Origin of the sequence: Noviherbaspirillum massiliense JC206 (assembly GCF_000312045.1) — a bacterium.
Classification (GTDB): domain Bacteria; phylum Pseudomonadota; class Gammaproteobacteria; order Burkholderiales; family Burkholderiaceae_D; genus Noviherbaspirillum; species Noviherbaspirillum massiliense.
Genome location: NZ_HE978634.1, coordinates 3,076,367 through 3,091,111, shown reverse-complemented (window position 1 = coordinate 3,091,111; position 14,745 = coordinate 3,076,367). Strand labels below are relative to the sequence as shown.

General features: G+C 59.6%; 13 protein-coding genes. 3 read left to right on the top strand and 10 right to left on the bottom strand.

Annotated elements, in window-relative coordinates:
- Positions 1–637: 637 nt before the first annotated feature.
- Both HGHM_RS23205 and HGHM_RS15125 read left to right on the top strand, forming a co-directional pair.
- Positions 638–1,141: a hypothetical protein gene (locus tag HGHM_RS23205; RefSeq protein ID WP_148415531.1), complete on the top strand. Its 504-nt coding sequence runs from the start codon at positions 638–640 to the stop codon at positions 1,139–1,141.
- A 78-nt stretch (positions 1,142–1,219) separates the two neighbouring features.
- A complete protein-coding gene (locus HGHM_RS15125; RefSeq protein ID WP_019142392.1) occupies positions 1,220–1,666 on the top strand; it encodes a hypothetical protein in 447 nt (148 codons plus the stop codon).
- A 780-nt stretch (positions 1,667–2,446) separates the two neighbouring features.
- Here the strand turns inward: HGHM_RS15125 and cphA are convergent.
- The 7 genes from cphA to HGHM_RS15080 all read right to left on the bottom strand — a co-directional run bounded on the left by cphA (position 2,447) and on the right by HGHM_RS15080 (position 12,298).
- Positions 2,447–5,056, bottom strand: coding sequence for a cyanophycin synthetase (cphA, locus tag HGHM_RS21465; protein WP_019142390.1), 2,610 nt, complete (start codon positions 5,054–5,056; stop codon positions 2,447–2,449).
- Positions 5,057–5,093: 37 nt separating this feature from the next.
- On the bottom strand, positions 5,094–7,136 hold the full coding sequence (locus HGHM_RS21460) for a cyanophycin synthetase family protein (RefSeq protein ID WP_019142389.1): 2,043 nt from the start codon (positions 7,134–7,136) through the stop codon (positions 5,094–5,096).
- Positions 7,137–7,351: 215 nt separating this feature from the next.
- The gene (locus tag HGHM_RS15105) at positions 7,352–8,716 is read right to left on the bottom strand and encodes a sigma 54-interacting transcriptional regulator (protein ID WP_019142388.1); all 1,365 of its coding nucleotides are present in this window, start codon (positions 8,714–8,716) and stop codon (positions 7,352–7,354) included.
- Positions 8,713–9,258: a hypothetical protein gene (locus HGHM_RS21455; protein ID WP_148415529.1), complete on the bottom strand. Its 546-nt coding sequence runs from the start codon at positions 9,256–9,258 to the stop codon at positions 8,713–8,715. Before HGHM_RS21455 ends, HGHM_RS15105 begins: the two co-directional genes overlap by 4 nt.
- Entirely contained in the window at positions 9,248–10,684 is a 1,437-nt protein-coding gene (locus HGHM_RS15095) for a sensor histidine kinase (protein WP_051155300.1), read from the bottom strand. The genes HGHM_RS21455 and HGHM_RS15095 overlap by 11 nt, the downstream gene beginning before the upstream one ends.
- Before the next feature lie 302 nt (positions 10,685–10,986).
- On the bottom strand, positions 10,987–11,856 hold the full coding sequence (locus tag HGHM_RS15085) for a sigma-70 family RNA polymerase sigma factor (protein ID WP_026076069.1): 870 nt from the start codon (positions 11,854–11,856) through the stop codon (positions 10,987–10,989).
- Position 11,857: 1 nt separating this feature from the next.
- Entirely contained in the window at positions 11,858–12,298 is a 441-nt protein-coding gene (locus HGHM_RS15080) for a carboxymuconolactone decarboxylase family protein (RefSeq protein WP_026076068.1), read from the bottom strand.
- Between the two features lie 427 nt (positions 12,299–12,725).
- Here HGHM_RS15080 and HGHM_RS15075 point away from each other — a divergent pair, with 427 nt between their 5' ends.
- The gene (locus HGHM_RS15075) at positions 12,726–13,343 is read left to right on the top strand and encodes a LysE family translocator (protein WP_026076067.1); all 618 of its coding nucleotides are present in this window, start codon (positions 12,726–12,728) and stop codon (positions 13,341–13,343) included.
- 64 nt (positions 13,344–13,407) lie between these two features.
- Here HGHM_RS15075 and HGHM_RS15070 read toward each other — a convergent pair whose 3' ends face one another.
- Genes HGHM_RS15070 through HGHM_RS15060 form a run of 3 tightly spaced genes read right to left on the bottom strand, consistent with a single transcriptional unit; the run spans position 13,408 to position 14,721 of the window.
- A complete protein-coding gene (locus tag HGHM_RS15070) occupies positions 13,408–13,926 on the bottom strand; it encodes a DUF4865 family protein (protein WP_245549224.1) in 519 nt (172 codons plus the stop codon).
- A gap of 41 nt (positions 13,927–13,967) precedes the next feature.
- Positions 13,968–14,375 (bottom strand): tautomerase family protein, encoded by a 408-nt coding sequence (locus tag HGHM_RS15065; RefSeq protein ID WP_019142380.1) that lies wholly within the window; start codon positions 14,373–14,375, stop codon positions 13,968–13,970.
- A gap of 16 nt (positions 14,376–14,391) precedes the next feature.
- Positions 14,392–14,721: a carboxymuconolactone decarboxylase family protein gene (locus HGHM_RS15060; protein WP_019142379.1), complete on the bottom strand. Its 330-nt coding sequence runs from the start codon at positions 14,719–14,721 to the stop codon at positions 14,392–14,394.
- Positions 14,722–14,745 lie beyond the last annotated feature (24 nt).

The window sequence follows — 14,745 nt, the reverse complement described above, 5'->3', positions numbered from 1 at the left end:
TGAAGGCCGAACTCATCCTAAAGACAAAGCTGTCGGCAGCCGTCCCGATATTGCCGGGTATCTCCGTTTTGTCCCAAACACGTTGACGGGATGAGTTTTGCACACTAGGTTGAAATGCCCTATCACTAATCATCCATACTTCCATCAGCCGCAGATGTTAGGCCAATTTAACCTTGTTAATGGACGTTGCCATCCATGCCCATGTTGTCTTCAGTATTCTGCTGCAATCCGCATACGTCCGGTTAGCCGAATCTCTGCTGTACTATTGCTCGTAACGTTTCTTATCTTTAGTGGCCTGGCTATTGCTGGCGACGTCAAGCCGACGCATAAGGAGGGTGAAGGTTACGCGAACGCTCGCGCCAGATTGCTTCGTCAAGGTTGGAAACTCGATTCTGAATGGGGCCGCTCCGGAGTGCATCAAAAGCTGACGTATGGTCAATATCCAGAAGTGCTCTGCGGAGACGGATATAACGCGGTCTGTACGGGCAGATTTATCAAAGGCGACCGCGCTATCCTCGTCAGCATCGATCAATATCGAAAAAGCCTACCAGTCAAGTCTATCGACAATGACTAAGTTCAACGTTTCAATCAACGCGGACGCGCTTACGCGCTCCAGGAATTGCGCACGTTAAACAACATGAAGAAGCTGACGAAGCGCATAACTTGGGCGATCGCGGCAGGGCTTTGCACCTCAACAGACGCGTTAGGCGTTACGTTATGCGCCTCAAATGAAGAGATCGTTCTAAGTTGCCGGATTGAGAAGTCGGACAAAATACTTTCAATTTGCAGCTCAAAACCACTGGCCGCCACCACAGGATATATGCAATATCGCTACGGTCGGCTAGGTGCTATTGAAATGACATATCCCGCTTCAAAGATTGGGACGCAACGAGCTTTTAGGCTAAAAGCGAACTCTCATGCTGAAGTATTTGATACTTGGCTCACGTTTAAAGCCGGAAAGTTCGTGTACAGCGTCTACTCCATTGAGGACCATGGTACCGATGACAAGCGGCCTGCATATCGACACGGCGTCAATGTGACTTCTGAGGGCATTGTGTCTTCAAAAAAGTGCAGTGAACCGGCTCAGGGTAGGCTAGACGGATTAGGAACAGTTGTCCTGGAAGGGGATTTTGGTGAATAGCTGGTTTAACTCGCGGTTCAATGCTGGCGCTCCGCGCTGGTCAACCTATATCGTTAAGCGGGTCCGTTGATGAGACTAATGTCGCTCTTTCGCTCGTGTCTCCTGCTGTTCTCGTTGCATGCCGCAACCGCCTATTGCGGTCCGGTCGAAACACATTACGGGGCGGCCGAAGTACGAGAAGAAGCAGGCAGCTACGCCGTCTTCTTTAATGGGAAGGAAATTGCCAGGTATGACGGTAATGGGATCGATCTATATCGAATAATTCCTAAAGGCGATTCCGAATACCTAATCGTTGATATAGGCACTAACGGCTTACATTGCAGACATGAATTTGCTGTACTGGAGATTACGTCGGCGACAGCGGTAAAGTTCTCAAAGCCGTTCGGCGAGTGCAACGAGTTAGTCGGCGCAAAGTATCTGTCAACGGGCGCGGTCATCGAGCTAAGATCGCCGTATGGCACAGGTCAGAAACAAAGGGTCAAACGATACCGCTGGGCGAATGGGAAAATAGCACGCCAGAAATAAGGTGACGACTCTTGCCGATTCAATCGACACCGAACGCTTCTGGGTCGGTCATTGTGAACATTGCACGCCCGCTTCGGAGCAAGACGAACGTCCGTTGTGGATCGACAGGCGGCGTACACCCATGCTCTTGCTGTATCCGGTAAGTGCCCACAAGTGGACCGAACTGAAGACGCTACTGGTCCGGATCAGAAATCTTAAGGGCCTCCCAGAGGGTTGCTCGCGATCCTACAGGGTCGGTATCTCTCAATAGGCTCATTGCAACAACTATGGTGCGGAAGTAGGCAAATTGCATTAACTCTGCCCACCCGCCAGGCTGCGTGTTGAAGCAGAGATCCCTAAGCCGTTGATTTATGTCCTCCCCCGCTCCCGCGATTGCTATAACTTTGGTGGCCTCCGTGTAGATAGACGGATAATCTGAGAAAAGCCGACCCATAAATTGGAAAATTTATGGGTCTTTTTTATTGTCAGTCAAAATGTGCGAGCTGCTCATGAAACCCGCCGCGGCATCGCAAACCCCGCATTTCTCGCAGGAAGGAGATGCCAGCGCCGTTTTGAAGTGCGGGTAGTGGGCTTACGCGACGGCCGGTTGTGTCGCGCGTGCGGGCAAAGCACTCGATTAAATTCAGGCGGCGACCCGCCTATCCTGTTCATGCAGCTTCACCATGCCCGCGCGGTCGTGCCGGCTCACGAAATGTTCCGCGCGATCGCACGACCGCTCCAGGTGCTATCCCCTGCCGCGCCAATCTTTCCTCTCCTAGAAAGAGCGCCAGGTGCGCCTCGTCATGCCACAGCCTCGTGTACCACCGTCCCGTTACATGCATCAGGCGCCTCCGTGGTGCGCCGGCCGATATGGGCAAGCGCCTCTTCCACCTGGTCGACCAGAACGAGACACAAGTCGCCTGCGTGCAGTCCACTCAGCGCTGCATCGATCGCTGCCATTTCGCCATGGATTTCCTGCACCTCGGATACTCGGCCGACTGACGACAGTCCCTGCTTCAGCAGCGCGATCACTTCGCCGTCGGCACGCCCGCGCTGGCACTGGTCTTCATACAGGATTACGCGGTCGAACAAGTCGCCCACGATCTCGGTCTGGCGGCGAAGGTCTTCGTCGCGGCGGTCGCCGGCGCCGCTGATGACGACCGTGCGCCGCCGTGCGGGCAGATTGCCGACTGCCTGGACCAATGCCTTCATCGCATCCGGATTGTGGCCGTAATCGGCAATGATGGTTGCACCGCGCCAGTCGAAGCGGTTGAACCGGCCGGGCACGGTCTGCGCATCGCTGGCAAAGCGGGCCAGCGCGGCAGCCATGTCGTCCCATGCAATGCCCAGCGCCCAGGCGGCGGCGATGGCCGCCATCGCGTTGTCGACCTGGAAGCCGAGCGCACCGCGCATGGTCAATGGAATCTTGGACAGCGGAATGGCATGCCGGAATTGCCCTTCGCAAGCAACGATCCTGTCGCCGTCGCGGTACACGATGCGCCCGCCGGCTTTGGCGTGCGCAAGCATGACCGGATGGTCCGGGTCGTGCGCAAAATAAGTGATATTCCCGGCGCAATGATCGGCCATGGCGGCCACGAGAGGATCGGCCGCATTCAGCACGGCCATGCCGGAAGGCGATACGCTCTGCACGATCACGCGCTTGACCTCGGCAAGCTGCTCCACCGTATCGATGTAATTCATGCCCAGATGATCGCCGTCGCCCAGATTGGTGACGACTGCCACGTCGCAATAATCGAAGCCCAGTCCTTCGCGCAGGATGCCGCCGCGCGCCGTCTCGAATACGGCAGCGTCCACGTCCGGATGCAGCAGCACGTTGCGCGCGCTCTTGGGGCCGCTGCAGTCGCCGGAATCGATGCGCTGGCCGTCGATGTAGATGCCGTCGGTATTGGTCATGCCGACATGCCTCCCGGTTTGCTTTAGCACATGCGTAATCAGGCGAGCCGTCGTGGTCTTGCCATTGTTGCCGGTGACTGCCACTATGGGAATGCGGCCGTTGTCACCGTCTTCGAACATGGCTGAAATGATGGCTTCGCCCACCGGGCGCCCGGCGCCGAAAGAAGGTTGCAGATGCATGCGCAAACCCGGCGCAGCATTCACCTCGACGATGCCGCCGCCCTGTTCTTCCAATGGCTTGCTGACGGTTTCGCAGACGACATCGACGCCGCAGATGTCGATGCCGACCATCAATGCTGCTTCAACCGCACGCGCCGCCAGTTCGGGATGCACTTCGTCCGTGACGTCGGTCGCGCTGCCGCCGGTGCTAAGGTTGGCATTGTTACGCAGCAGCACCGTCACGCCCGCAGGAGGCACGCTGTCCGGACCAAAGCCCTGGTTTTCAAGAGTGGCGATCGCCAGCTTGTCGAGACGGATGCGGGTCAGTGGCGTGGCATGCCCGTCGCCGCGGCGCGGGTCCTGGTTGATGTGCTCCACCAGTTCACGGATGCTGCGTTTGCCGTCGCCCCGCACCTGCGGAGGGTCCCGACGGGCTGCAGCAACCAGCTTTCCATCCACTACGAGCAGGCGGAAATCGCGGCCGGGAAGATAGCGCTCCACAATGACGTCGCTATCGATTTCCTGTGCACGCACGCAAGCTGCCATCACTTCTTCGCATGTGCTGATGCCGGCCGCCACGCCCTTGCCCTGATTGCCGTCGCGCGGCTTGACGACGACCCGGCCGCCCAGCGCGCGCGCCGCTTCCCATGCCGCTTCCGCGCTGGAAACAACCTGCCCTTGCGGCACCGGGACACCGGCATCGCGCAACAGGCTCTTGGTCAGGTCCTTGTCCTGTGCAATCGCTTCGGCGATCGCTTCGGTACGGTCCATCTCGGCTGCCTGGATGCGGCGCTGGCGCTTGCCCCAGCCGAACTGCACCATGCTGCCTTCGGTCAAACGGTGATAGGGAATGCCGCGCCTGACCGCTGCGTCGACGATCGCTCCGGTGCTCGGGCCCAGGCGCACGTCTTCATACAGCTCGTGTAATTGTGCAACGGCGGCCGGCATATCGTATGCCGCGCCTTCCATCAGCGCATTGCAGAGCGCGGCGGCCATGTCGAAGGCCAGCCGGCCTACCGGTTCTTCCGCATACTCGACGACTACCTGCAGTACTGCCGGGTCCGAGGTGCGCGTAACGACGCATGTGCTGATCTCGCATCCGGCGCGCCGCTGCAGATGCAGGGCGGCCGAGCCCAGAATGTGCGCAAGCGTCAGCGTGCCGTCTTCCTTCTTCTGCAGGATGGATTCCGGCGATGCCAGCGTGTTCAGCCGGTCCAGGAAGCGGGCAATGCCGTCGATGTTCCGTTCATGCGGCAGACAGGTGACCGTCGCTTCGATGGCGGTTTTCCTGCTCCAGCGGTTTGGCCCGCGCAAGGCCTTGATGCGTGTTATTTCCATAACTGCTTGTGCGCCCCTGGAAGGGCGCCCTTTTTCCTTATTCAGCGGTAAGTGCGGCCACGGAAGGCTGCGTGTGAACGGCTTTCAGCGTGGTGCAGATGGATGAAGGAGACATGCCCAGCGCCCAGGCGGCGGCAGCGGCGGCGAGCATGTTGTCCGCGCTGTGTGCGGAAGCTTGCACCGCAGCGAGCTGGATGGCGATGGTGTGCCGCCCTACGGCGAAGACGATATCCCCGTTGCGCAGGAACACGGCGCGGCCGCCCTTGTTCCGGTGCTCGGCCAGGCACGGCGCCTCGCCGCTACGGCTGAAGAAAATCACTTCGCCGTCTGCATAGTCCGCTAGGGAGGCGACCGCAGGATCGTCGGCATTGAGCACAGCCGCGCCCTCGGGCAGCACCACGTCAACCGGCGTACGGATCACTTTCTTCATCTGCTCCGCATTGCGCATGTCGTATTCGGGCACGGTATCCCGGCTGTCCCAGCCCGTGACGACGGCGATCATGCAGCGTTCGTACCCGAGGCCTTCGGAGAGGATTTCCTGCCAGCCGTGTTCGAACACCGCGGCATCGATGTGCGAATTGCGCAATACGCGCTGCGCGGCGTGCCAGCCAGCCTGATTGCCGCGCTCGACCTGTCGTGATCCAAGGTAAAGACCGTCCGCGCATGCCAAGCCGACTTTCTTGTACCTGTCCTGCAGCAGCTTTGCCACCAGGCGCGCCACTGCCGTTTTTCCTCTGCTTCCGCTGACGCCGACGATGGGCAGCGGATCTTCCTTGACGTGCCCCATCAGGTGATCGACGATCGCCAGTCCTATCGGACGCAGGCTGCCCTGTTCCCGGCTGCCGTAGTGTTGCAGGTCAGGCAAGGGGTTGATGCGGGTGATGCAAGCCTTGCAGCCGTCCTGCTCGGAAAGCGGCCGGGAAAGGTTGGCCGCGACAAGGCGCACTTCCGCGATGTCCAGTCCTACGACACGCAGCGCCAGGGTAGCCATTGCATCGAACTCCGGGTGGATAGCAGCGACCGCGATCTGCGCCATACTCGTGCCATCGGCCGCGTTGCACTGAGCGGCGGCGGCAATCCGGTTGCCGACGATCAGCAGCCGATAGTCGTTTCCGGCAAGGTAATCCTCGGCCAGCACCTCGCTGTCTTCTTCGCGGGCGGCGCGGTATGCCGCTTCAATCTGTTCGCGGGTATCCGCTGCCTGGCGCGCGGCATTGCGGCCATCGGCATTCGCCGGCGTGATCACCAGCGGCCGCTCCCGGTCCTGCCGCAGCGCCCAGGCTTCCTCTGCGCTTTCCACCCGCTCCATGTAAGGCACCGGTATGCCGCATGATTGGAGCAGGCCACGCGCCAGCATGGGGTCGTCGGCGATGCTCTGGCCAATCGCGCCGCCCTGCGGCACCTTGTTCATCCAGACGCGCCGCTGGTTCTTGCCGTAGCCGAGCTGCAGCAGCCCGCCATCATTCAGGCGGATGGCGGGGATGCGCCGCTCCGTGGCTGCTTCAAGCAGGCAGAGCGTATTGGGATCGAGCCCGCTTTCCGACAACATGCCGCGCAGACGCAGGACAGCTGCGTCGACGTCGAATGCGTCGCCTTCGATCGCTGCAATCAGCAGGTCGCGCGCTGCGTGCAGCGCTGCCAGACCGATTTTCTCGTCGGGCGTTCTGACCACGACTTTATAGACGCCGCGCCTGGAGCTTTCCCGCGCCCTGCCGAAGCCGGTCGGAATGCCGGCCAGCATCTGCAGCTCGATCATGAGGTGTTCGAGGATATGGCCGGCCCATGTCCCGTCGCGCAGCCGTTCCAGGAAACCGCCGCGCGTGCCGACGCCGCAGTGGTGCTCGATCAGTCCGGGCAGCCAGGCGCACAGGCGCTCGTACAGGCCCGGGATGGTATTGGAAGGCCGTTCTTCAAGATGGCCGATGTCGATCCATGCTTCCAGGATGGGACGGTAAGTCCAGATGCTGGGGCCGCGCAGGAAAAATGTCCTGAGGATGTCGATGCGCGCCTTTTCCTTCTCCGGGGAAAGCGGCATCTCGTCGGATTGCGGGTTCGCCAGCTGCCATGCCTCTATTTTCATTTCTTACCTTTACTCTTTGCTGCCATGGGCAGATGAACAATGCCTTGCTTAGAGCAAGGCCTGTGCCACTCAGGAAAAGGTGAATGAATTCAGCGACTTAAATGAAAAGAAGACATGCCGTGCCGGCCGGAAGCAGCCGAGCTTGTCGCTGTATGGCGACACGGTTGCTATCTGCTTATGGCAAGTGATTGATTCGAAAGGGTTTGTTCCTGTCGCTATTCGGCGACAGGATCGCCATCCTGCCGGAACAGGTTGGGCGTGAGCTCGTGTTTTTGCAGCAGGCGATAGAACTCGGTACGGTTGCGCTCGGCGAGCCGGGCCGCATCCGAGACATTGCCGTCGGTGAGCTTCAAGAGGTGGATCAGATAGTTGCGTTCAAAGCGCAGCTTCGCTTCGGCGTAGCTCAATACTTCCAGCGAGGGCACCCGCAACGCCCTCTGCACGAGGGAAAGGGGGATGAGCGGCGTGATGGCCAGCGCGCAAAGCTGTTCCACCACGTTGTACAGCTGGCGCACGTTGCCGGGCCAGGAGGCGGACACCAGGGCTTCCAGCGCATCGGGGGCGAAGCCGTTGACCGATTTCTGGTACTTGGCCGCGAGCAGGCGGATGAAATGCTTGGCAAGCGGCGCGATGTCTTCGCGCCGTTCATTCAGCGACGGCATCCACAAGGTCACCACATTCAGCCGGTAATACAGGTCGTCGCGGAACTGGCCTTCGGCCATGGCCTTGTCCAGGTCGCGGTGGGTTGCCGACAGAATGCGCACATCGATCGGCGTCGCGACGTCCGAGCCCAGGGGCCGCACCATGCGTTCCTGCAGCACGCGCAGCAGCTTCACCTGCAGCACAAGCGGCATGTCGCCGATCTCGTCGAGAAAGAGGGTTCCGCCATCGGCCGCCTGCAGCAGGCCGCGCCGGTTCTGCGCGGCACCGGTAAACGCGCCTTTCATGTGGCCGAACAGCTCGGACTCGAGCAGGTGTTCGGGAATCGCGCCGCAATTGATGGCAACGAAAGGTGCCTGCGCGCGCGGGCTGGCGCGGTGGATGGCGCGCGCCAGCATTTCCTTGCCGGTGCCGCTTTCGCCGCGAATCAGGATGCTGGCATCCGATCCGGCCACCAGCTTGGCCTCGGCCAGCAGTTCTTCCATGCAATGGCTGCGGCTGACGATATCAGCCCGCCATGATTCGTCGCCGTGGGCATGCGGCGCCACAGGCATGGCCAGGCTGAGCGCCTGCGATACTTTATCCAGCAGCACCTTGCCGTCGAAAGGTTTGGTCAGATAGGCGAACGCGCCACGTGCGATGGCATCGACCGCATCCGGAATCGTGCCGTGCGCGGTCAGCAGGATGACCGGCAGGCCGGCATACTGGGTGCGGATGTCGTCAAAGAGTGCCAGTCCGTCGCGGCCCGGAAGGCGCACATCGGTGATGACCAGCGAAGGGCGGCCCAATGCCAGCTGCAGCTGGGCCGCTTCCGCGCTGGCGGCCTCGGTAACGCGATAGCCGGCAGCCGTCAGCCGCATGGACAACAGGCGCAGCAGGTCGGGATCGTCGTCTACCAGCAGAATATGCAAATCGTTCATCGTGTTCCGTCCTGCCTGATCAAGGGCGAATTGCTGCGGCGAGCCGGCAGCGTGCTCTCGATCGCCTTGAGTTGATCCAGCATTCTGTGGAAGTGTTCCGCGTTGCGCTGGCTTTCAGCGAGTTGCCGTTCCGTCTTGTCGAGTTGTTCGGCCAGCCGCTGGGAGCTTGCAACATTCGACGACAGCATCTGCGCGAATGCACGGAGATTCAGCGGCACCGTGTCGTCGGTATTTATTACGCCCTGAAGATGCGTCTGGGCGAGCGCGAGGTCTGCCTTGCGGCCCAGCAGCGCCAGGGCCATTGCCTTTTGGATAGCAAGCTTCGGGCTTTTCGGCTGGACATCCAGTTTCTCGAGTTCCCTGGTGATTTCGGCGCGCGGGAGGATCAGCAGGGACTGATGATATGAAAGCAATTCCTCCACTTCGCTGGGACGGGAAACGATCATGACTTCCTGTGGCTCCGGCGGAAGCGGCGCTGGAGGCTGCGCAGCGCATCCGGTGATCAGCACGGTAAGCAAGCATGCCAGGTATTTAATTCTCATTGGCTAATTCGATACGGAAGTGAGCTCCCCTCTCGCTGGGCAGCAATTGAACGGTACCACGGTGTGCTTCGACGTATTCGCGCACGATGGAAAGGCCGATGCCGCTGCCGCGGCGGGCCCCTGCGGGCTGATGGATGCCCTGATAGAAGGGCTCGAAAATGCGCGTTACGTCCGCAGTCGCCACGCCCGGCCCTTCGTCGGCGCAGTCGATATGGACATGCTCGTGTCCATCCGACAAAGTGAACTGAATGGTACCACCATCGGGACTGAAGCGAATGGCGTTCGACAGCAGGTTCCCGAAGACAATGGAAAACTTGTCACTGTCGGCCATGACCGGTTTGGCGGAACCCGCTAACTTTACGCATAAGGAGCGCGCCTGCCATTGCAGGCGCTGGCTGTCTATCACCTGATGCAACAGCGCTTCAAGGTCAACCGGCTGCAGCTTGAGATGCTGCACGTCGAAAGCGGCAGCGTTGTAGCGCAGCAGATCCTCGATCTGCCCGTGCAAGGCGGAAGTGTTCTGGCGCAGGATGCGCACGACTTCATGCTGGCGCTGCGTGAGTCCGCCGACCACCTCCTCGCCCAACAGCGCAACGCCTTCGGACAGGGCCGCCAGCGGTGTTTTCAATTCATGCGAGATATGCCTCAGGAAGCGCGCCTTGTCGTTTTCCAGGTCGCCCAGCCGCTGCCGCAGCCAGTTCAATTGCAGGCCCAATTGCCGCAGGTCGGCAGGCCCCTTCACTTCTATCGGCTGGTCCAGGCGGTTTTTGCCGAGATCGCCGATGGCGGACTCGATCTGCGCGAGCGAGCGCGACAGCCATATACCGAAAACGGATGCCAGTCCTGCCGCTAGCAGCACCATGGAAATGACCATCCAGGCCAGCACGTTCTGCCGCTGCTTGAGATCCGCCAGCAGCCGCTGATTCTGCCGCTCGACTTCATTCTTGCTTTCCGCCGCGAGCTGGTTGTTGATCTGCGCAAGCCGCGAAAAAATCTGGCTCAGGTTCGCTGCATTGGTGGCGGGCAGGTACTGTGAGTGATGCTGCAGAATGCCCCATGCCGCCGTGCTTTCGTTACGCCATTGTTCAAACGCCTTGGGCGCCATGCCGGGTAAGGCGACAGACAGCGAACCAAGCAGTTCCTGCGCATCCTTCCATGCGTCCTCGTAAAGCGCCTCGAAAGTCTGGTCGTTCAGAATCAGGTACTGGCGCGCGCTGCGTTCCATTGCAATGGTTCTTCCGCTTAAACGCTGCACATCTTCCGTCAGGCGAATGGCGTCATACGTCGCTTCCCGGCTGTCCTCGACCAGGCGCTCCAATGTGAAAAGCGCATGGATCGAGGTGCCGCTTAAGGGAAGGACGATCAGGGTAAATACCAGGAGCAACAAATGGCGGACCGACATGCCGTCCAGTATAGGTTTACGCATTACTTCTCAATGCCTGAAAATGATTGGGGCTCTGCAAGGCAAATACCGCCTGCATGGCGGCGCCTGCCCGGCGCCGAAACAATGTGATTATGCCCGAGGAAAGAATGGGGGCTTCTGGCGGCCGGTGCTGCACTACGCAGGTGAATTCACGCTTGCAATAGACAAGCACTAAATCAGATCCACTGCATCAAGCCGGGCTTGGGCCGATTCCGCACTTTGACGCAATCCTTTGCAAGTGATCGACTCACATAAGCGGACGATTGCACCATGTTTGGTGACCCATTGCCATCACTCAAAGAGCACTAGATGAAAGAAAGGACATGCTTGAGTTTGTCGGGATTGCGTACCACGTAAATACCCGTGATCTTGTCGGCTTCAATCGACAGCGCGGTGGTCTGCACGATGTCGTCCCGCTCCAGCGTGACATATCCCGGCAAGCCATCAATCAGGCATTCCGCCAGCAATCGCCCTGCCACATAGTCAGGCTTTTGAGACAGGCCTATGAAAAACCGGATTACCTTCTGAGAACCGTAAACCGGCTTGATGGTGGCCACGCGCTTCCCTCCTCCATCGGAATAAAGCGTCACATCGGCGGCAAGCAGCGTTTCAAGAACCTGAAGATTTCCCTCCCGAGAAGCCGCAAAGAAAGCGGCAGCCATTTTCTTGCCGAGCTCAGGCGGCACCGGGTAACGCGGGCGCGCCTGCTGTACATGCTCCCGAGCCCGGCTGGCCAACTTGCGGCAAGTGGACGCGTCGCGTTCCACCGCTCGTGCAACTTCTTCGAAGTCCAGCCCGAAGACATCGTACAAAAGAAAGGCGGCACGCTCCAGCGGCGACAGCCTTTCCAGCACCATCATCAGGGACAGCGTAATGTCGTCGCTGCGGCTTTCTTCCGTATCGATAAAGGGCTCGGGCAGCCAGGAGCCAATGTACTCTTCACGCTGAACCCGCGCGGATTTCAGCACATCCAGGCAAAGCCTCGTCACCATCCTGACCAGAAACGCATCATGGCTTTCAATCGCGTCATGGTCAGTACGATGCCAGCGCAAATACGCGTCTTGCACGACATCTTCCGCTTCCGCCACGGAGCCGAGCATGCGATAGGCAATGCGGACCAGGCGCGGCCTGATCCGCATGAAGCTTTCGGCACTGTTTGATGGGAGGGCAGCCATGTCAATGGGGGTGGACCGCGCGGAAGCCGACCGCCAGGCGGTTCCAGGCATTGATGGTCATGATCAGCAAGGTCAGCTTCACCTTCTCCGTGTCGTCGAAGTGGGCATCCAGCCCGGCATAGACCTCGTCCGGCGCCTGGGTTTGTGCGATCAGGGTCAGGGCCTCGGTCCATGCGAGCGCCGCGCGTTCCTTCGGGCTATACAGAGGCGATTCGCGCCAGCCGTTGAGCAAGTATAGTCGCTCCTCCGACTCGCCGTAAGAGCGTGCGTCGCGGGTATGCATATGCAGGCAATAGGCGCATCCGTTGATCTGCGAAGCCCGGATCTTGACCAGTTCCACCAGGCTCTGTTCCAGGCCGCTTTCCCGCACGGCATTTTCAAGCTTGAGCATCGCTTGCATCATCTGAGGGGCTACGGCAAAGGGGTCCAGTCTTGCTTTCATGTTTGCTCCTTTCGTCAAAAATTCCTTCCTGATGCAAAGACGAATGGGAATTTAGAAATGTGACATGCTCCGCTCTTTTTTGCGACCCAATGGGAAGGCAAGGTATGAAGAAGGCGTTCCAGCCGCCCAGGCAGCTCCAATAAACCCGTAGTTCACGAAGCGGCGCGCAAATGCGGACAGCAAGCAGATACTCAGCTGAAGGCCGGATGTTTATGACTGCAATATATTTGACGCTACAATTGGCTGATTGCATCAAATGTGGCTTGGATTGAAGCACATTGAGGAATGCAGGGCTGGCCATCCGGGCAGCCCTTTGTTCTGGCTTGCAACACCAGTATGAGTGTGACAATGTCCGGCTCCTGGTGCTTACCGATCCGAAGCTCGACGCCGGATGGTACTGGCCCATATCCTGAATGCCACCAAGACCATGTCATTCCTGACCTTCGTCATCGCCGCCGCCGTCCTTGCCATCACCCCTGGTCCAGGCATTGCCTATGTTGTCGCTCGTACGGTCGCCTGTGGTCGCGCAGAAGGTTTGGCCTCGTGCTTTGGTACCGGAATTGGTGGAATGCTCCACGTTCTCGCGTCGGCACTCGGCTTGTCGCTGATCGTTGCCCAGTCTGCCCTGGCCTTCAACCTGGTCAAGTACCTCGGCGCTGCTTATCTCCTCTACATGGGCATCCGCCTGCTTCTGCGCAAGGATCAGGCGCTCTCATTCGAACCTGTCGCTTCGCAAGGAGCGCATCGCGCTTTTTTGGAGGGAATCGTCGTTGAAGCCTTCAACGTCAAGACCGCACTGTTCTTTCTGGCGTTCCTGCCACAGTTTGTCTCGCCGGGCGAGCCCTTGATTCCGCAACTGGTGCTGCTTGGAAGCATCTGTGTTGCCCTCAATACGCTCGTCGATGTCGTTGCGGTTTTCGCAGCTGCGCGCTTGCTCAAGTCGGGCGTCGCGCGTGCCGCACGCGCTCGACTGCTCACTAAGGCGTCAGGCATCACAATGCTGGGACTGGGTGCCTACCTGGCGCTGGCACGGCGTGAGGCTTGAGGGTTCGCTCTTTGCACCGGCGGGTATTCGAGCCGCGGCATTTGCACGATAGGATTTGCTCGGCTTATCGTCTCGAGATATGCCCGACAGCATAAATGCAGTCATCCGCAACCAAGGCGGCTGGCGGAGTCTCCTTCCACAACTGAAAGCGGACGATGCTCCAGGTCGTCGGTTCAAAGCCGGCCACCGCGGCCAATGCGCCATGCTGTTCCACGAATTCCCGCGCGTACCGGGTTTCCCTGCCGCGCAACTCATCCAGCCGCGCATGGGGACGGATGGGAATCACTTCGCGGCTGGCAAAGCGGGCGTTCGCAATGAACTCTGACACTTCCGCATGCCACACCGACCAGGTCTTCACCGAAGGCCAGCCGAAGGACTGCGACACGGCGACGAAGCCTGGACCGCTCAGGAAGTCGTTCATTCCTGCCGAAGACTCCCACAGGTAAAAGGGCGCATAGCGGTTCTCGCTTTCCGGCCCCTGCGCAACTGCCTTGCGGGTGCTCAGGTAGGCTTTGAACACGAGGCCCGTCAGGCCGTCGGTGAAGCGGCCTTTCTCGGCGATGCGTCGATCGATAATCGACATGTCATAGTCCGCCGGTAAAACAAAGCTGTATTGCATTGCGATCATCGTGCATCCCTTTCGAGTGGAATTTTCTGAATGGCGGCAATTCCTTCGCCGAAGGACCAGTCCACCGCCTCCGTGGTCTGGATGACCACCATCACGTCCTGCGGCCGCATGCCGGGTGCAGCGCCGAGAAACTCCACAAGACGCCGATAGAACGCCTGCTTGACCTCATCCGTGCGCGGCCGGCCGGCCGTAACGTTGATCAGCACGAAGTCGTCCGAACGCGGCCCGCACAGGTAATGCCGGTCAAAGACCAGTTCACTCGGTTCACATTGGTGGATGATCTGAAAGCGATCCGCAACAGGCACTTCGAAGTCCTCGACCAGCGCGCGGTGCACGCTGTCCGAAAGCACCTTCAGAAACGATGGCGGTTTTCCCCGTAGAAGCGTGATGCGAACATAGGGCATGGAGCGGCCCTCCCCTTCAGGCGGCGCGGGCTGCGGGTTCGAGGTTCTGCAGCAGCTTCACCGCGCTTGCCGCGCAAGGCCACCCGGCATAGAAGGCGAGGTGAGTAGCGACTTCGGCGAGTTCTTCCCGCGATATGTCGTTTTCGACGGCTTTGGCGAGATGAAAAGGCAATTGCTCCAGCCGATACAGCGCGATGAGGGCCGCTACCGTAATCAGGCTGCGCTCCCGGCTGGAAAGCTCGGTGCGTTCCCAGATATCTCCGAACAGCACCTTATCCGTCACCTCGGCCAGCTTCGGTGCGATTGCGCCCAGCGCCTTCTGTCCATTTCCTGTCGATGTGCTCATCGTGATTTTCCTTTCGGGTTAAAT